Genomic DNA, 19126 nt, shown 5'->3' with positions numbered 1-19126 from the left:
ACCATGGCACAACTTCCAGCAGCAATGCGCCGAAAACGCGTAGCGATTACTTCAATCCATGAGAAGCCACCCACTCGCCGTGAAAAAATGATCAATGCGGGCGGCTGGCTGTTACTTGCTGTGGCGTTTTGTGTGCTCTTGCTCGGCTTTTATGGCTTATATAAAGTCATTACCGATGCAAAAGTTGCGACTTTGGAAGTGGTTGGTATACATTCGGAAGTAGAAAAGAAACACATTACGCAGCATTTATCTGCTGTACTGAAAGACAATTATTTTACCTCTGATTTAGAGGAAATACGTGATCGTACTTTAGAAATTTCTTGGGTTGATCGAGTCGTCGTCTCCCGTGCATGGCCCAATAGTATTCGGGTTCGTGTTATGCCAAGTCATGCAATTGCACGCTGGGGGACGGGGCGTTTGCTCAGTGATGAAGGTAACGTTTTTTCGGAAGCTGTTTCTCGAAACTATCCGAATTTGCCTTTATTACATGGTCCTTTAGATCAGTCTAAAGTCATGATGCGTCGTTATAATGAGATTAACCAACTATTTCATCCGGCGAATATGCGTTTGAAAGAGTTGTATTTAACAGATCGTCGAACGTGGTTTATGCAGTTCGACACAGGTTTACGCATTATTGTGGACCAAGATCAGACCATGAGTAAGTTACAACGTTTAAGTCATATGGCTCAAACCGACCTGAAACCCGTATGGTCTAAAGTATCTGCCATTGATTTACGCTATCGAAATGGATTGGCGATTCAATGGAAAAACTCTGCACCTCCTAAAATAGTAAATGGTCAGTTTGTTGTAACCATTGATGACATAAGCGTTGCAGATGCAAGAGTCGCAAAGCCATAATACATGGCTTTATAAATAGGCCTCGTGCCATACATAAACAATGAAGAAAGTGGTAGTAGATGATGAATGAAGCTGTTCCCTCAGTTGTTGCAATAGACATTGGGACACATAAAGTTTCAGTTCTAATTGGTAAAGTTCATGCCCCTGATAATATTCAGGTCATTGGTATGGCTAGCGCACGCAATAAAGGCATGAATAAAGGCAAAATTGTCAGCCTAGAAAAAGTCATCACTGCGATTAAAAATGCCGTTCAAGAAGCCGAAGATATGGCAGAGTGCCGCGTGCATTCTGCTTGGGTATCTATACCAAGTACTGAATTACAAAGTTTCTATGCCTCAGGTCGCACCCCAATTGCGAACCCTGAACGTACGATTACCACCACAGAAGTGGTACGAGCATTGGAACTTGCAAAAGCCAGTCATATGACTCCAGACCATTACTTGGCCAGTGCTGTGCCTTTGGGTTTTGAGCTAGATGACTCAGCAGAATGGGTTCATAACCCGATTAACTTGTCTGCCAACAGCATGACTGCGCATTATCAATTGATGATGTTGCCCATTAGCACTATGCAAAATCTTGACCGCGCTATGAAAGGTGCGAATATTTTTGTTGAGAAAATGGTGATCTCATGTCTTGCAACAGCAGAAGGCTCACTCCTTAAAGACGAGAAAGAATACGGTGTATGTTTACTCGATATTGGTGCAGGAACGACCAATATTGCCGTCTATATAGAAGGTCATTTGGTTCTTGCACATACGATTCAACGGGGTGGTGAAAATGTCACCCGTGATATTGCAGCCGTTTTGCAGACCACAACCGATGAAGCAGAGCGTTTAAAATTGCTTTATGGTTGTGTTGATATTCATCAAGTCAAACCTGATCATATGATTGAGTTTGAAGCCATCGATGGCCCACAGTCGATTAGTCGGATTGAGTTGTCTGAAATTATTATTGCGCGTTATGAAGAAATTCTTGGTATGGTGCGTGATGTATTGGTAAACCGCGGTGCATTACAAAGTTTGTATCATGGCGTGGTATTAAGTGGTGATGTCTGTCAAATCGAAGGCATGGTAACTTTATCTAGACGTATACTGGGTGTATCTGCACATTTGGGGAATCCACCTTTACAGGTCTATGCAGACGAGCAACATTTACCTGCATTACGTCGCTCAATGTATTCAACCGCAACAGGCTTATTGCTGTTTAGCCAGAGTGAATTACAAGAGTCGGTGGAAGAACCAGAAGAAACATCAAAACGTCCGATGTTAGAACGTATGATGAACGGCTGGAATGCACTGAATAACAAATTAAAAGGCATTTTTTAGGTTTAGTTTTTTGGGAATCTTGTTAGCAACTTGTAAGCAACTTGTCATGTGCTTGACAAGACTGTGAATGGGAAGCATCCTAAAAACAATTTTTATTATTGAAGATCAAGGCAGTATACGGGCTTAACTGACTGCCATTTTATTAGGAAATTTTAAGGTCATGGCTTCATTTGAATTTTTAGAAGATGAACAAACCGATAACAACGGTCAAGCCCGTTTTACTGTGTTTGGTGTAGGCGGCGGCGGCGGTAATGCTGTGCAACACATGGTTCAGTCTGACATCAAAGGTGTGAAATTTGTTTGTGCCAATACAGACAAGCAAGCACTTGATCGTATGAATGCACCATTTAAAATCCAATTGGGTCAGCAAAGCACTCGTGGTTTGGGCGCAGGTGCAAACCCAGATGTAGGTCAAATTGCCGCTGAAGAAAGCCGTGAACTGATTCGTCAACATCTTGAAGGTGCGGACATGGTCTTTGTCACTGCTGGTATGGGTGGTGGTACAGGTACAGGCGCAGCGCCAGTGGTTGCAGAAATTGCCCAAGAAATGGGGATTTTGACTGTTGGTGTCGTGACGACACCGTTTAACTTTGAAGGTCGTCGTCGTCAACGTTCGGCTGAAAAAGGCATTGAGGCGCTCGAGGCGCATGTAGATTCATTGATTATCATTCCAAACCAACGCTTACTCAGCGTTTATGGTGATATTTCAATGCAAGATGCGTATCGCAAAGCAGATGATGTATTGTTGAACGCCGTACGCAGTATCTTTGATCTGGTGGTGCGTCCTGGTCATATTAACCTTGACTTCGCCGATTTGAAAACTGCAATGAGTACACGCGGTTATGCAATGATGGGTGAAGGTAAGAGCAGTGGTGTTGATCGCGCTGAAGAAGCTGCACGTCTTGCTATTCGTAGCCCGCTGCTTGATAACGTGAATATCATGAATGCTAAAGGTGTTTTAATTAACATCACTGGTGGCGCAGATGTGACTTTACGTGAAACAGAAATCATCACGGATGTTGTGAACCAAATCGTCGATTTAGACGAAGGCGAAGTGTTCTTTGGCACCGTATTTGATCCAGATGCACGTGATGAAATTCGGGTGACTGTAATTGCCACAGGTTTAACCCGCAATGCCAACGATGCTGAAGTCAAGCGCCGTGCACCTGTGAGCGTTTCGAGCTCCTCATATCAACAACAAGCGACAAACCCTGTTGATGAGGATGATGTGCCTGCAATCAGTAAGCGTCAAAATCAGGATGCACCTGTGACAGAAAGCACTGCTGCACCGCGTTCTGCGCCAATGAGCATTCAAGATTATTTAAAGAATCAACAACGTAAATAATTTTAATCTGCTGTTTTAAAACGCATATTCAAAAAAGGTAGCGCCTCGGCGCTACCTTTTTGTTTTTTATCAAAGAGTAAATGTGCTAACGTATAGCGGATTTTGGATGAAGACCGAACGAATATGTTGAAACAGCGCACCCTGAAACGAGTCGTGAAAGCGAGTGGTATCGGACTACATAGCGGACAAAAAGTGTTAATCAATTTTGTACCTCATGTAGCTGATGGGGGCATTGTATTTCGCCGTATCGACTTAAATCCACCCATTGATATTCCTGCCAATGCATTTCTGATTCAAGAAGCTTTTATGTGCTCTAACTTGGTTCAAGAAAATGCCAAAGTCGGTACCATTGAACATGTGATGAGTGCGATTGCAGGACTTGGAATCGACAACCTTATTATCGAAGTATCTGCCTCTGAAGTGCCTATTATGGATGGTAGCGCAGGACCATTTATTTATTTACTCATGCAAGGTGAGTTGGTCGAGCAAGACGCGCCTAAAAAATTCGTTAAAATTTTAAAGTCTGTTGAGGCTTTAATAGAAGATAAGCGCGCAATTTTCTCACCGCATGATGGTTTCCAACTGAATTTTACCATCGATTTTGACCATCCTGCCTTTGCTAAAGAATACCAATCTGCCACCATTGACTTCTCAACTGAAACGTTTGTTTATGAAGTCAGCGAAGCGCGAACCTTTGGTTTTATGAAAGATTTAGACTACTTAAAGTCAAACAATTTGGCGCTGGGTGCAAGCTTAGACAATGCGATTGGCGTGGATGATACAGGCGTCGTTAACGAAGAAGGGTTACGTTTTGCCGATGAATTTGTACGTCATAAAATTTTGGATGCAGTAGGCGATTTATATTTGCTTGGGCATCAAATCATTGCGAAATTCGATGGTTACAAGTCAGGACATGCGCTCAATAACCAATTGCTACGTAATGTTAAAAGCGATCCAACGAATTATGAAATTGTAACATTTAATGACGAGAAATCGTGTCCGATTCAATTTGTTAATGTGACATAAGTCATTGTCTTTATGCAGCAATGTTATATTATATCGTTAGAATTTGATAAATTAGTCACAATTTAGGCGACTTTATAGCCAAATCTTTCAAGCGTTGGTTACTTTTTATTGCTTGCCAAACGTATTAAAGCTTGGCTAAGCTTAGGGTCGCTCACAAAGCTGGCAGCGTTATGTAACATTTCTTGGGTTGCTGGTGAGATTTGTTTAGGGATTTTGGTGTTTTTAGGTTCTGATTGTGTTTTCGGACGTAATCGAACTTGAATCTTCTGTAAATCACTTAACTCATATATTTGTGATAATTGAGAAATATACTGTTTTTGAAGGTAACCGAGTTGACTGATCAGGGCTTGATTCTCACCGGTAATAGTCAAAATACCGTATTGATAACAGACAACTTGCCATTGTTCGTTTTGCGGCAATAGCGGTTGAATTAATTTAGTGAGTTTTTGCCATTCGGCGACTTGCTTTGTAAGAAACGATAAGTTTCCTGTTTTTATGTGTTGTCTTGTTTGTTGAAAGACCTTTTTAAGTTCAGACATGCATTGTTCCTACATTGTTTTGTTTTAATCTTAAAGCGTTCTTTCGGTGAATATCAAGGAAGAGATCACGCAAAAGACTTAGTAAGAACAGTTTAATGAGGTTTTTATGCATTCGCGACGTATATTATTGGCGTTTTCTTTAGCAGCTTCGGCCGCTTCTGTTGCTTTCGCAGATTTAGTTCAATTAGATGCCACCCATGTTTCTTCACCTGACCGTTTAGAGCTATTAACGAAGACATTATCCCAAGGTTCTTACAGCCATCCGGATGATATGGATATTCCTGCCAATACGCAGTTGGATGTTAAAATTCGTAAAGCGGATCCAATCGAATTAAATAATGCCAGCCTTGCTGGGAAGTATGGTTCAAAATCAACTTCACGTTACTCAGCAAATTCAAACCACTCATGGTTAGTCACTCATCCACTTCCAGATATGAAACGTGTCAGTTCAAACTATGGTGGTCGTACCATGGGCGGACGCGCTGAAAATCATTCTGGTTTAGATATGTCAGCACCCACAGGTACTCCAATCTATGCAACAGGTTCTGGTGTCGTCACCAAGTCAGGTTGGGGAACAGGTTATGGTCAATACGTTGAGATTAACCATGGTAATGGTTACATCACGCGTTATGCCCATGCTTCACGTCTGATTGCACGTGTGGGTGAGCGTGTAGGCGCAGGCGAGCATATTGCTAACGTTGGTTGTACTGGTCGTTGTACAGGTCCACACTTACACTATGAAGTGGTAAAGGATGGCCAACGCAAGAACCCATCAACTTATTTAGCAATGCTACCATAAGACTTCAGAAGTCCTATGCGCTAAAGCATTCTAGCTCCACTGTATCATTGCTTTAAATAAGTATTGTTTAAAAAACCGCCATTATTGGCGGTTTTTTGTTTACTTGTGTGATTTATGGTCAATAACTATTTCACAACGAAATAGTAGTCGATTCCGTATTCAGATGTGACCATAACTGGACTAAGCTAATTCATGATACATATAAGATATAGAATTTAGGTTATTTGGAGTAGGGAAGAGATGGCGTATTACGGCGATACCGACGCACAAGAAACGCAAGAATGGCAAGAAGCATTCGACTCTGTTTTAAAACATATGGGTACAGATCGTGCAGCATTTTTGCTGGAGAAATTGTATCAACAAGCAATCGCTAAACACGTGCCTCTTCAACGTTTAAATACACCTTATATCAATACGATTTCAGTTGAAGAACAACCTGCGATGCCAGGCGACCAAGATATGGAGCGTCGTATTCGTGCGCTGATTCGTTGGAACGCATTGGCTATGGTACTTCGTGCAAACAAAACAGGTGATGACTTGGGTGGTCACTTGGCAAGTTTTGCGTCATCTGCAACCTTATATGACGTAGGTTTTAACCACTTCTTCCGTGCCAATAGCGACCATTTCGGTGGCGACATGATCTATTATCAAGGTCACTGTGCCCCAGGTATTTACGCGCGTTCATTCCTTGAAGGTCGCTTGACTGAAGAACACTTAAATAACTTCCGTCGCGAAGTAGATGGTGTCGGCTTGCCATCTTACCCACATCCATACTTGATGCCTGATTACTGGCAGTTCCCAACAGTATCTATGGGTCTTGGTCCAATCATGTCGATTTACCAAGCACATATTCAAAAATACCTCATGAACCGTGGTTTAATTAAAGAAGAAAACCGTAAGGTGTGGGCTTACCTTGGCGATGGTGAAATGGATGAGCCAGAAAGTACGGGTGCTATTTCGCTTGCGGGTCGTGAGAAGTTGGATAACCTGATTTGGGTTGTAAACTGTAACCTACAGCGCTTAGATGGTCCTGTACGTGGTAACGGTAAAATCATTCAAGAACTTGAATCATTATTCCGTGGTGCGGGTTGGCGTGTTATTAAAGTGGTTTGGGGTCGTCATTGGGATCCATTACTTGCAAAAGATGAATCTGGCGCACTTAAAGCGGTAATGGAAGAAACGGTTGATGGTGAATACCAACGTTACCAAGTAAAAGGTGGCGCATATACGCGCGAGAAATTCTTTGGTAAATACCCTGAAGCAGCTGAACTTATAAAAGATTTAAGTGATGAAGATATTGATAATCTCAATCGTGGGGGTCATGACCCGTACAAAGTATTTGCAGCTTATGCAGAGGCATGTACAGCGAAAGGTCAGCCAACAGTAATTCTTGCGAAAACAGTTAAGGGTTACGGTTTATCTGAAGAAATTGAAGCGGTTAATAAAACGCATCAAATCAAAAAGATGCAAATTGAATCTTTAAAATATGTACGTGATCGTTTCAACTTGCCCATTAGTGATGATGAGTTAGTTGATGTGCCTTTCTATCGTCCAAGTGAAAACTCGCCTGAATTGAAATATATGAAAGCACGCCGAGAAGCACTCGGTGGTTACTTACCTGCACGTCGTAAAGAAAGTGAACAGCTTACTATTCCTGAACTTTCTGTGTTTGACGCAGTATTGGCAGGTTCAAATGGTAAAGAGCAATCGACCACCATGGTGATGGTGCGTTTAATCGCTGCATTATTAAAAGAAAAAGCAATTAAAGACCGTGTTGTTCCAATTGTTCCAGATGAGGCACGTACTTTTGGTTTAGAGGGTATGTTTCGTCAATTGGGTATTTATGCGGCAAATGGTCAGCATTACACCCCTGAAGACCAAGAACAGCTCATGCATTACCGTGAAGCAAAAGATGGTCACATGCTTCAAGAAGGGATTAACGAAGCAGGTGCGATGAGCGCTTGGGCGGCATTGGGAACCAGTTATTCCACCAATAACTTGCCGATGATTCCGATGTATATGTACTACTCGATGTTTGGTTTCCAACGTATTGGGGACATTGCATGGGCAGCAGGCGATGCACAGGCACAAGGTTTCTTGCTTGGTGCAACAGCAGGCCGTACTACATTAAATGGTGAAGGCTTACAGCATCAAGACGGTCACTCACATATTCTGGCAAATACGATTCCAAACTGTGTGTCTTATGATCCATGTTTTGGTTATGAGTTGGCGGTCATTGTGCATGATGGTTTACAACGCATGTATGTAAATCAAGAGCGTGTGTTCTACTACTTAACGGTCATGAACGAAAACTATGAACATCCTGAAATGCCACAAGGCGTGGAAGAAGGCATTAAACGTGGGATGTATCTACTCGAAAAAGATGATAAAGCCACAGTTCAGTTGCTGGGTTCAGGTGTGATTCTTCGTGAAGTGATTAAAGCAGCACAGATTCTACGTGATGAATATCAAATTCATTCAAATGTATTTAGCGTAACAAGTTTTAACGAATTGGCACGTGACGGTATGGCATGTGAAGAATATAACCGCCTACATCCGATGGCTGAAATTGCTCAAGAAGCATGGGTATCTGAGCAACTGCGTGCAACCAAAGGTATTGTGGTTTCTGCAACAGATCATATGCGTGCTTACAGCGAACAAATTCGTGGTTATCTTCCAGACAACCGCCCATTCGTAGCACTCGGTACTGATGGTTATGGTCGTTCAGATTCACGCGCGAAACTACGCAGCTACTTTGGTGTAGATGCAGCTCATATTGTGGTTGCAACATTGAAGAAATTAGCAGACGAAGGTGAAGTGGATGCGCGTTTAGTCAAAGATGCGATCTCTAGCTTTGAGCTCGATACAGACCGTCCAGTGGCGTGGCTTCCACAAGCCACACCTTCTGTACAGGCTGTAGCTGACTACAAAGAGGAGAAATAAGCATGCAAATTACAACGCCTGATATTGGTGTAGATAAAGCGGTTGTGGCTGAAATCTTGGTCAAAGTAGGCGACAGCATTGCCGTTGACGACAGTATTGTATTGCTTGAATCTGATAAAGCCTCTGTTGAAGTGCCCAGCACTTCGGCAGGCGTGGTCAAAAGCATTTCAGTTGCATTGGGTGATGAGGTGGCTGAAGGTGCGGTTCTGATCGAAATTGAAGCTGAAAATGAAGCTGCATCAGCACCACAAGCTGAAGCAAAGGTTGACGTCGCTCAGGCTGAACCCGCACCTGTTGACGCGAAAGTAGAAGCTGCGCCAGCGGCTGCTACTGCGGTATCGACAGTGGTTGATGTGCAAGTACCAGATATTGGTGTAGAAAAAGCCATTGTAGGTGAAATTCTGGTGGCTGTAGGGGATGAGATCGAAATTGATCAAAGCATCGTAGTAGTTGAGTCGGATAAAGCCACGGTAGAAGTACCGAGTGTGGTTGCAGGTATTGTCGAATCCATTGAAATTAAAGAAGGCGATACCGTTAAAGAAGGTGTGGTGATTCTGAAAGTGAAAACTGCGGCTTCAGCATCTGAGACGAAAGCAGACGCTGCTTCTGCACAACCTGCCAAAACCGAAACGCCTGCTCAGACAGAAGCTGAACCTGTAGCACAAGGATCAGCAGGGCCTGTCGAAGTGGCTGTCCCTGATTTAGGTGTGGACAAAGCCGTGGTGGCAGAGATTTTGGTTGCTGTAGGTGATACGGTTGAAAAAGACCAAAGCATTATTGTGGTTGAATCTGACAAAGCCACCGTTGAAGTGCCAAGCTCGACTGCGGGTGTGATCAAAGCCATTCATGTGGAAATGGGTCAAAATGTCTCTGAAGGCATTGCACTGGTTACGATTGAAGCAGAAGGTCAAACCGCTGCTGCACCTGTGACAAAAGTCGAACCAGCACAAACATCACCGAAAACAACGGCTCCTCAAGCCGAAGCCAAAGCGCCAGTCGTTGAAGTCAAAGCCTCAGTCGCTGCAGCTAAGACAGCGCAAAATGGCGCAGATAAACTCAGCAAAGAGCAACATGCTGCAAATGCCAATGTTTATGCTGGCCCTGCGGTACGTAAGCTTGCGCGTGAATTGGGTGTGGTGTTGGCAGAAGTAAAAGCGTCTGGCCCACATGCACGGATCATGAAAGAAGATCTGGTGACGTATGTGAAGTCACGTCTGACCGCACCGCAAGCTGTACCTCAAGCAGTTGCGGCAGTTTCAGGCTTGCCAAAACTACCTGATTTTAGTGCCTTTGGTGGTGTTGAAGAAAAAGCCATGACCCGCTTACAACAAGTGTCTGTACCGCAGCTGTCATTGAATAACTTTATTCCGCAAGTGACGCAATTCGATGCAGCGGATATCACTGAACTTGAAGCATGGCGTAATGATCTTAAAGGCAACTTTAAGAAAGAAGGCATTAGCCTGACCATTATGGCATTCATCATTAAAGCGGTTGCGCATTTGCTCAAAGAAGAACGTGATTTTGCTGGGCACTTGTCAGATGATGCGAAATCGATTTTGCTTCGCAATGAAATTCACATGGGGATTGCCGTTGCAACCCCTGATGGTCTGACCGTTCCTGTACTGCGTCATCCAGATCAAAAATCAATTAAAGAGATTTCGATTGAACTGGGTGTGCTCGGTCAAAAAGCCCGTGATAAGAAATTGTCACCCAAAGATCTACAAGGCGCCAACTTTACCATTTCAAGCCTGGGTGCAATTGGTGGAACAGCGTTCACGCCACTGGTGAACTGGCCTCAAGTGGCGATCTTGGGCATTTCACCTGCCACCATGCAACCCGTATGGAACGGTCAAAGTTTTGATCCGAAACTGATGCTTCCATTATCATTATCGTATGATCACCGCGTGATTAATGGTGCAGATGCAGCACGTTTCACCAATAAGCTCACCAAGTTGTTAAAAGATATCCGTACATTACTGATCTAATCTAGCCGTTCATCATTTAATAAACCTCGCTCAAGCGGGGTTTATTTTTGGGACCACGTTTATGTTTAAAGTCACTTTTGAGTAAAAGAGAATTTGAAAATGCGACTCGATTTACCTATAATGGAGCCACTTCATTGGGGAGTAGCCGCCTTTTACGCAAGTTAAAAGGGTGATGGTCAACATATTTGCTCAACCGAGCATGGTCATCATAGCAAAGAACCAAATGAGCTTATTTAAAGCTTATTTTTGTTGGCAAGACCTTTGATTTACCACTCTGCACATTGGGCTAGCAGGAGGGGTAGGTCAATGGTATTTAAAATTGCTAGCCAGAGTAAGTGATCATGCAAGAGTTTCTCCTCTCTACCGCTATTGTGGCACTCGCTGAAATGGGCGATAAGACCCAACTTCTAGCGCTTTTACTTGCGGCACGTTATCAAAAACCTGTCCCTATTTTGATCGCAATTTTATTGGCAACGCTCATTAACCATGGTGTTTCAGCGATGGTGGGTCAATGGGTAACGACGGTACTCAGCCCTGAAATTCTACTTTGGATTGTATCGCTTGGTTTTATCGCTATGGCAGGTTGGATGCTGATTCCAGATGAGCTGGGCGATGAAGATGAAAACATCAATAAATGGCAAAAGTACGGTGTATTTGGGGCGACCTTTGTTCTGTTTTTCTTGGCTGAAATTGGGGACAAAACTCAAATTGCGACTGTGGCATTGGCAGCACGCTTTGACAGTATTTTTTGGGTCACAGCAGGTACAACACTTGGGATGATGTTAGCCAATGCACCCGCTGTTTTTATCGGACATAAATTGGCGGAAAAACTTCCGATTTCATTGATTCATAAAATTGGTGCTTTGATTTTCCTATTATTGGGTGTGGGCGCGTTGATTCAACATTATTTACTGTAGTAGTGAAATGAAAAAGCCGAACCATTGGTTCGGTTTTTTTTGAAAATAAAGCCACAATATTCTGATAAATATAAAATTTATAAATAAGATCTGCGGTATTGTTTGGTTTAATTCCCTATAGGTTGTCTGCTATTAAAAAATCATTTGCCATTTGTGGGTAAAGAGGTGATTGCTCAGTTTTTAAGTTAGATTGAAAAGTTACAATGCGGTATCGATTTAATGAATGAAACGGTTTTTCTTATCCGAAATATTAAAAAAACCTTGTATTAAGCGGCAACATTTTCTAGGATTCTCAAAAGTAAAATAATTATTTAACAACGAGAATTTGGATCATGTTGTCTCAAGTCATCGCGCAGGATGCGTGTACAAGTTGTGGGGCATGTTGCGCCTTTTTTAGAGTGTCATTTTATTGGGCAGAAGGAGAAATCATGCCCAATGATGTGGTAGAAGACTTATCGCCTGTTTATTCGTGTATGAAAGGCACCAATCAGAAAAATCCACGTTGTGTGATGTTGTCTGGTGAAATCGGGCAACAGGTCAGTTGTACAATGTACGAGCAACGTAGTTCTTCATGTAAAGAAGTTCAAGCGGGAGACAGTCAATGTCTAAAGGCACGTTCAGCGCATGGACTCATTCCTTTGATTGAGATTGACATACCTCATCCAGTAAATGATGAAGATTATGATCAAGTTGTTTAGGTGATTGATCATTCTTATTTCTATATTTCTATATTTCTATATTTCTATATTTCTATATTTCTATATTTCTCATATTCAGAGACTTTCATGCGACAAATCATAAAAAATGATCCATACCAAATGGACGTTAAGCGTCTCTCGTGATGAACAATTAAAAGGATGCTCTGATCTTTATAGACTTAGCCAAAAGCATAGGTCATGTCGTAATAGACAATGGACTGTAGAATATTATTACGATGATATCGTTTTGAAAATAAACCGTAAAATGCACAAAGTTAGTATCAATACTTGGCGAAGGGACATGATCAAAATTGAAATAAATATTAGAATAATCTAGCTGAGCTAAATAATTGCTCATAATTAAAATGAAATTTAAATAGAAATTTGTATATAATGGCTCACGGAAATTACCAGTGAGACTGTTATGTTGACCATCGTTCAAGACGCGTTAACTTTCGATGATGTTCTATTACTCCCTGCCTACTCAACTGTCCTCCCAAAAGATGTCTCTCTAAAGACACGCCTGACTCGTGGCATACAACTGAATATCCCCCTTGTTTCTGCAGCAATGGATACGGTGACTGAATCCCGTATGGCGATTGCGATGGCGCAAAATGGTGGTATTGGTATCCTACATAAAAATATGGATATCTTAGCGCAAGCCGCTGAAGTTCGCCGCGTGAAAAAATTTGAAGCAGGCATGGTGAAAGATCCTATTACAGTCACTCCTGAAACTACAGTTCGTGAGTTGATTGCAATCACTCAAGCGAACAATATCAGTGGTGTGCCTGTCGTAAAAGACGGCAAAGTTGTGGGTATCGTGACGGGTCGTGATACACGCTTTGAGACCAATCTTGAACAACCTGTGAGTAACATCATGACAGGTCAAGATCGCTTGGTCACGGTTCGTGAAAATGAATCAAAAGAACATATTCAAGCTTTATTGCAACAGCATCGTATTGAAAAAGTATTGGTGGTGGGTGCAAATAACGAGTTAAAAGGCTTAATTACAGTTACAGATTTCAATAAAGCTGAGCTTTATCCAAACAGCTGTAAGGATGACTTAGGTCGCTTACGTGTGGGCGCTGCAGTCGGTACGGGTTTAGAAACACCGAGCCGTGTTGAAGCATTGGTTGAAGCGGGTGTAGATGCGATTGTTGTTGATACTGCACATGGTCACTCTGCGGGCGTGATTGAACGTGTACGTTGGGTTAAAGCCAACTATCCACAAGTGCAAGTGATTGGCGGTAACATTGCCACAGGTGATGCTGCTTTGGCATTACTTGATGCAGGCGCAGATGCGGTAAAAGTCGGTATCGGTCCGGGTTCAATCTGTACCACGCGTATTGTTGCGGGTATTGGTATGCCACAAATGTCTGCGATTGACTCTGTAGCCAATGCTTTAAAAGAGCAAATTCCACTTATTGCTGATGGTGGTATTCGCTTCTCTGGCGATATGGCAAAAGCAATTGGTGCGGGTGCAAGCACGATTATGGTCGGTTCACTCATGGCAGGTACGGAAGAAGCACCGGGCGAAGTTGAATTTTTCCAAGGTCGTTACTACAAAGCTTACCGTGGTATGGGTTCATTGGGCGCAATGGCGGGTTCAACAGGTTCTGCTGACCGTTATTTCCAAGACTCAAAAGCGGGTGCTGAGAAGCTTGTTCCTGAAGGGATTGAAGGTCGTGTACCGTATAAAGGTCCAATGGGGAATATTGTGCATCAAATGATGGGCGGTTTACGTTCTTCTATGGGTTATACCGGTTCAGCAACGATTAAAGATCTACGTCAAAATGCAAAATTTGTTAAAATTACTGCAGCAGGTATGTCGGAATCGCATGTACATGATGTGACGATTACCAAAGAAGCGCCAAATTATCGTGTTGGTTAAATTAAAGCGTATGTTGGTTTAGTTTTAGCAGTATTTTTAGTACGAAAAGCCGTCAGTTTATGACGGCTTTTTTTATTTAGTGTAAAGTATATAAATGAAAAGCAAAGTGTAAAAATACACGATAATAAGTGGGATAAAAATGAGTTATTTTGGTACAGATGGTATTCGCGGTAAATTTGGTGAACTTCCGATTACACCAGAGTTTGCGCTTAAATTAGGCTTTGCCGCAGGTAAGGTTTTAAAACAAAATGCAAAGAAAAATAAACCGATTGTCGTACTGGGCAAAGATACTCGATTATCAGGTTATATTTTAGAAGCGGCATTACAAGCAGGCCTAAATGCTGCGGGTGTTTATGTCCATTTACTCGGTCCATTACCCACGCCTGCAATTGCACATCTGACCCGCGCATTGCATGCCAGTCTTGGTATTGTGATTTCAGCATCTCACAACCCTTATTTTGATAATGGTATTAAATTCTTCTCAAGTGAAGGTAAAAAGATCGCGGATACTTTTCAAGATGCAATTAATCAAGAACTCGAAAAAGACATTTTAATTGAAGACAATGCCAATTTAGGTAAAAGCGTTCGCGTGAAAGATGCCAATGGCCGATATATCGAATTTTGTAAGTCAACATTCCCGTATCATTTTGATCTGAATCACTTAAAAATCGTGGTGGATTGTGCCAATGGTGCAGCTTACAGCGTAGGACCATCGGTATTTCGTGAACTTGGCGCAAAAGTGATCGCCATTCACAATGAACCAGATGGTCTAAATATCAATGAAGGTTGTGGTTCAACGCATCCTGAAAAATTACAAGCTGCTGTACTTGAGCACCAAGCGGATCTCGGTATTGCTTTTGATGGTGATGCAGATCGCGTGGTAATGGTCGATAAAAAGGGCAACCTAATTGACGGCGATCATATTTTATATATTTTAGCAACGCAAAGCTCGAATAAACCTGCGGGTATTGTCGGGACAGTGATGAGCAACATGGCGTTAGAGTTGGCTTTACAGAAAGCTCAAGTGCCATTTGCACGTGCCAAAGTGGGCGATCGTTATGTATTTCAAACTTTAGCGGATCATGCATGGGTGATTGGTGGTGAGCCATCAGGACATATTTTGACGCTGGATAAAAGCACGACAGGTGATGCGATTATTGCTGCACTGCAAGTGTTAACCGTAATGGTCGAGCAGAAAAAAGCCTTACATGAATTGGTCGCTGGTTTTGACTTATTGCCTAATATCTTGGTCAATGTGCGCTTAGCAGAAATGTTCGATCCGTATTCTGTGCCTGCTTTAGTCACTGCGTTTGATCAAGCTGAAGCGCAGTTGAAAGGTCGTGGTCGTTTATTGATTCGTAAATCTGGGACTGAACCTGTGATTCGTGTCATGGTTGAAGGTGAAGATTTAGCAGAAGTCACTGCATTGGCAAATCAGCTGGCAGATGCGGTGCGTGCCAACGCAGCTTAAAGGATTTTTATGCCTGATTTAATTAAAGATTTAAGCGAACTTCGCTTAAATTATCAAAAAGGGGAGTTGCTGGAAACGCAGGTCAATGCGGATCCTCATCAGCAATTTTTAAATTGGTTTAATCATTCTCTCGAGCTGAAACTGCATGAACCGTACACGATGTCCCTTGCGACAGCCAATGCGCAAGGTCGTCCGCACGTTCGTACTGTGCTACTTCGCGGTGCGACAGAGGCAGGCTATGATTTTTATACCAATTATGACAGCCAAAAGGGATTAGATCTTGCATCGAATCCTTTTGCTGAATTGTTATTTTATTGGCCTGAGCTTGAGCGTCAAATTCGAATTGCGGGGCGTGTAGATAAAATTTCGGTGCAAGAGTCGACTGATTATTATCATAAGCGTCCGCGTGATAGTCAAATTGCAGCACATATTAGTACCCCACAAAGTGGTGTGGTCGAGAGCCGTCAAGCATTGCAAACGCGTTTTGAACAGTTACAAGAGCGTGTTACAGATCAGGCTGAGCTGTCAAAACCTGAATTTTGGGGTGGCTACCGTTTAGTGCCAGATTATTTTGAATTTTGGCAAGGGCGACCAAGTCGGTTACATGATCGTCTTATTTATGAAAAAGTAGATGCCAAATGGCAACTCAAACGACTCATGCCCTAGATGTCTTCTATGCTTATTCGTGAACGTCCGCTTTTAACCAGCCCTGAGCATTTTTCAGGTTTATCGCCTTTATTTGCAAAAATTTTGGCACGCCGTGGGGTTGAATCTGCTCAGCAGTTAGAGCTGAAACTTAAATATTTACTTGCTCCACGTATGAAAGGCTTAGACCAAGCCATTGCCATGATTGACAATGCGATTGATCAGCAGCAAAAAATCGTCATCGTGGGGGATTATGATGCCGATGGGGCGACCAGCACCACACTGATGATTTTGGCGCTACGTGAAATGGGCGCAGATGTTGAGTATTTAGTCCCTGATCGTTTTAAATATGGTTATGGTTTAACACCTGCGATCGCAGATTTGGTTTTTGTGACTTACACCCCTGATCTTTTGATCACTGTGGATAACGGTATTTCCAGTCATGCAGGGGTTGAGCAGGCGCAAGCGCATGGTATGCAAGTGATCATTACCGATCATCATTTGACGACCAAAGCAATCCCAAAAGCAGAAGCTGTAGTTAATCCGAATCAGTTAGGCTGTGATTTTGCAAGTAAGGCTTTGGCTGGAGTGGGCGTTGCCTTTTATGTGTTGGCAAATTTGAGCAGTCAGCGTGCTAAACAGCAAAAATCGACTGCAAAAATGACTCAATATTTAGACTTGGTTGCACTAGGTACCTATGCCGATGTTGCAAGTTTAGATTATAACAACCGCATCTTGGTGGATTCAGGTGTAAAGCGGATTCAAACTGGGCAATGTCGCGCTGGAATTCTTGCACTCTTGGATATTGCAGGACGTGATCCTGCACAGATCAAAGCACAAGATTTAGGTTTCGTGATTGGTCCGCGTATTAATGCAGCAGGGCGTATGGAAACCATGGACATTGGCATTGAATGTCTGTTGGCTGAAGATATGGCAACAGCATATCCGCTTGCACGGCAGTTAAATGAGCTTAATTTAGAACGCCGTCATGTCGAAGCTGAAATGAAACAAGATGCTTTGTCTGCGATGCAAAATCTAAAGATTGATCACGAAAATATGCCCTCGGCCCTGATTATGTTTGAAGAGCATTGGCACCAAGGGGTGATTGGCATTGTTGCCGGGCGTTTAAAAGAGCAGTTTCATCGACCAAGTATTGTCTTCGCTGCGGATAAAGACGGCATCCATATCAAAGGCTCTGCACGTTCCATTGAAGGCATTCATATCCGAGATTGTATTGAAAAAGTCGCAGAGCAATATCCACATTTGGTCAGCTTTTTTGGGGGGCATGCAGCAGCGGCAGGACTCACGATCAAACGTGAAAACTTTGCTGAATTTAAAGATATCTTTGAAAAACTGATTGCAGAAACAGATGCTGAGATTTTCCAAGAAAATCTATGGACAGATGGCGAATTAGACGCAGTCGACTTTCAAGTCAGTACGGTTCAGCAAATTGAGAAATTGGGTCCATGGGGGCAAAAATTTCCACAGCCCATTTTTCAAGGTTGTTTTAAAGTGTTAGAGCATCGTTGGCTCAAAGACGTGCATTTGAAGTTAAAACTCGCTTTAGATAATGGTCAAATGGTTGAAGGCATTGCATTTAATGCATTAGATAAGTTTAATTTTGATGGAAAAAAGACACATGTCAATCTGGTCTATGAACTGGATAAGAATGAGTTTAGAGGCAATGTCAGCATACAGCTTCGAGTGCTGCATTTAGCCCAATAAAAAACCGCTCATGAGAGCGGTTTTTTGATTTCTATCTCAAAAGGAGATTAGAAGCGGTATGCACCACGAACACCGAATACATTACCGGCATCTGCAAAGTTAACTGAACCTTCTAGGCTAATTTGCTGAGTAAAGAATTTTTTAGCACGAATATTAAATACGTCATCATCTACACCATCTGCATCACTACCTGAAAAACCAGCACCAACGCTAAACGTTTTATCTAGATAAAGATCTGCACCAAGGCCATATGCATTGATATCACCAAATGTAGCAGCACCCTCAAAATTCATATCATATGCGCCCACTTGAGTCACATATTTAGCACGTAAAGTTGGATCTACGTCATCGCCTAAATCATTATCAAAACCAGTCAGTCCTACTGCAACCAATAAACCTGGTGCAGGTAAATAACCGACTTCAGCGCTATAAGTCGTTGTATCGAAATCCTCTGAACCATCACTTCCTAGTTGAGTTTGTCCGATATTAGCGCTTACATAAAAGTCTGAATTCGGTACGAAGTATTCAACACCAGCACCAAAAGTAGTGATATCACTTAAGTCATAATCAATATATGAAATCGCGCCATTAACATTGCTTGCACGATCTAAAAATGCTGCTTCATTTAATGGGTTATTTTTGACTTGTACTGGATTAAAATAGTAAGTTCCATCAACTGCGAAACCTGCAGAGGTATCGCCTTGGTCTGGGTCTACTAAAGAAATGGTTCCGCCAACTTCTGCTTGATAAGCATGAGCTGTTCCTAGGCTAGCAATAATTGCTGTTGCAAGTACAATTTTCTTAAACATTATAAAATGCTCTCTTTGTTATAAAATTATGACTGTATTGTTACAGTTCGGTGACATTGTATAAAAAAAACTCAGAGAGTCAATGTATAAAAAATGACATTCTATTAAAACGGCACTAAAAAGCCCATCCGAAGATGGGCTTTTTATAGG

Annotated in this window: 15 protein-coding genes and 1 riboswitch; of the genes, 13 read left to right on the top strand and 2 right to left on the bottom strand. The window is 42.4% G+C overall.

Translation table 11 applies throughout. The features are described from left to right. Nucleotides 1-3: 3 nt before the first annotated feature. The 4 genes from AMD27_RS15310 to lpxC all read left to right on the top strand — a co-directional run bounded on the left by AMD27_RS15310 (nt 4) and on the right by lpxC (nt 4554). The gene (locus AMD27_RS15310; RefSeq protein WP_067662151.1) at nt 4-858 is read left to right on the top strand and encodes a cell division protein FtsQ/DivIB; all 855 of its coding nucleotides are present in this window, start codon (nt 4-6) and stop codon (nt 856-858) included. 59 nt (nt 859-917) lie between these two features. Then, nucleotides 918-2183, top strand: a complete 1266-nt coding sequence (ftsA, locus tag AMD27_RS15305) for a cell division protein FtsA (RefSeq protein ID WP_171254812.1) — start codon at nt 918-920, stop codon at nt 2181-2183. 160 nt (nt 2184-2343) lie between these two features. Further along, on the top strand, nt 2344-3528 hold the full coding sequence (gene ftsZ, locus AMD27_RS15300; protein WP_067662148.1) for a cell division protein FtsZ: 1185 nt from the start codon (nt 2344-2346) through the stop codon (nt 3526-3528). 123 nt (nt 3529-3651) lie between these two features. After that, a complete protein-coding gene (gene lpxC, locus AMD27_RS15295) occupies nt 3652-4554 on the top strand; it encodes a UDP-3-O-acyl-N-acetylglucosamine deacetylase (RefSeq protein WP_067662145.1) in 903 nt (300 codons plus the stop codon). A gap of 98 nt (nt 4555-4652) precedes the next feature. Here lpxC and AMD27_RS15290 read toward each other — a convergent pair whose 3' ends face one another. Then, nucleotides 4653-5093, bottom strand: coding sequence for a DciA family protein (locus AMD27_RS15290; protein ID WP_067662142.1), 441 nt, complete (start codon nt 5091-5093; stop codon nt 4653-4655). A gap of 106 nt (nt 5094-5199) precedes the next feature. Here AMD27_RS15290 and AMD27_RS15285 point away from each other — a divergent pair, with 106 nt between their 5' ends. From AMD27_RS15285 to recJ, 9 genes are all read left to right on the top strand, one after another. After that, the gene (locus AMD27_RS15285; protein ID WP_067662139.1) at nt 5200-5892 is read left to right on the top strand and encodes a M23 family metallopeptidase; all 693 of its coding nucleotides are present in this window, start codon (nt 5200-5202) and stop codon (nt 5890-5892) included. A gap of 240 nt (nt 5893-6132) precedes the next feature. Continuing rightward, on the top strand, nt 6133-8835 hold the full coding sequence (gene aceE, locus AMD27_RS15280; protein ID WP_067662136.1) for a pyruvate dehydrogenase (acetyl-transferring), homodimeric type: 2703 nt from the start codon (nt 6133-6135) through the stop codon (nt 8833-8835). A 2-nt stretch (nt 8836-8837) separates the two neighbouring features. Further along, nucleotides 8838-10820, top strand: a complete 1983-nt coding sequence (locus AMD27_RS15275) for a 2-oxo acid dehydrogenase subunit E2 (RefSeq protein WP_067662132.1) — start codon at nt 8838-8840, stop codon at nt 10818-10820. Nucleotides 10821-10944: 124 nt separating this feature from the next. Beyond that, nucleotides 10945-11086, top strand: a riboswitch (yybP-ykoY riboswitch). 75 nt (nt 11087-11161) lie between these two features. Then, nucleotides 11162-11737, top strand: a complete 576-nt coding sequence (locus AMD27_RS15270; protein ID WP_067662129.1) for a TMEM165/GDT1 family protein — start codon at nt 11162-11164, stop codon at nt 11735-11737. A gap of 332 nt (nt 11738-12069) precedes the next feature. After that, the gene (locus tag AMD27_RS15265; protein WP_081405988.1) at nt 12070-12435 is read left to right on the top strand and encodes a YkgJ family cysteine cluster protein; all 366 of its coding nucleotides are present in this window, start codon (nt 12070-12072) and stop codon (nt 12433-12435) included. Between the two features lie 424 nt (nt 12436-12859). Beyond that, nucleotides 12860-14326 (top strand): IMP dehydrogenase, encoded by a 1467-nt coding sequence (gene guaB, locus AMD27_RS15260; RefSeq protein ID WP_067662122.1) that lies wholly within the window; start codon nt 12860-12862, stop codon nt 14324-14326. Between the two features lie 139 nt (nt 14327-14465). Next, the gene (glmM, locus tag AMD27_RS15255) at nt 14466-15797 is read left to right on the top strand and encodes a phosphoglucosamine mutase (protein ID WP_067662120.1); all 1332 of its coding nucleotides are present in this window, start codon (nt 14466-14468) and stop codon (nt 15795-15797) included. Nucleotides 15798-15806: 9 nt separating this feature from the next. Beyond that, entirely contained in the window at nt 15807-16463 is a 657-nt protein-coding gene (pdxH, locus tag AMD27_RS15250) for a pyridoxamine 5'-phosphate oxidase (protein ID WP_067662118.1), read from the top strand. Further along, the gene (gene recJ, locus AMD27_RS15245) at nt 16464-18167 is read left to right on the top strand and encodes a single-stranded-DNA-specific exonuclease RecJ (RefSeq protein ID WP_067662116.1); all 1704 of its coding nucleotides are present in this window, start codon (nt 16464-16466) and stop codon (nt 18165-18167) included. Nucleotides 18168-18214: 47 nt separating this feature from the next. Here recJ and AMD27_RS15240 read toward each other — a convergent pair whose 3' ends face one another. Then, nucleotides 18215-18976 carry a putative porin gene (locus AMD27_RS15240; RefSeq protein WP_067662109.1) on the bottom strand — a complete coding sequence of 254 codons (762 nt, stop codon included), beginning with the start codon at nt 18974-18976 and terminating at the stop codon, nt 18215-18217. Nucleotides 18977-19126: the final 150 nt, after the last annotated feature.

The organism is Acinetobacter sp. TGL-Y2 (assembly GCF_001612555.1).
Lineage (GTDB): Bacteria > Pseudomonadota > Gammaproteobacteria > Pseudomonadales > Moraxellaceae > Acinetobacter.
The sequence above is the reverse complement of the archived record's forward strand: the minus strand, read 5'-3'. Positions and strand labels throughout refer to the sequence as shown.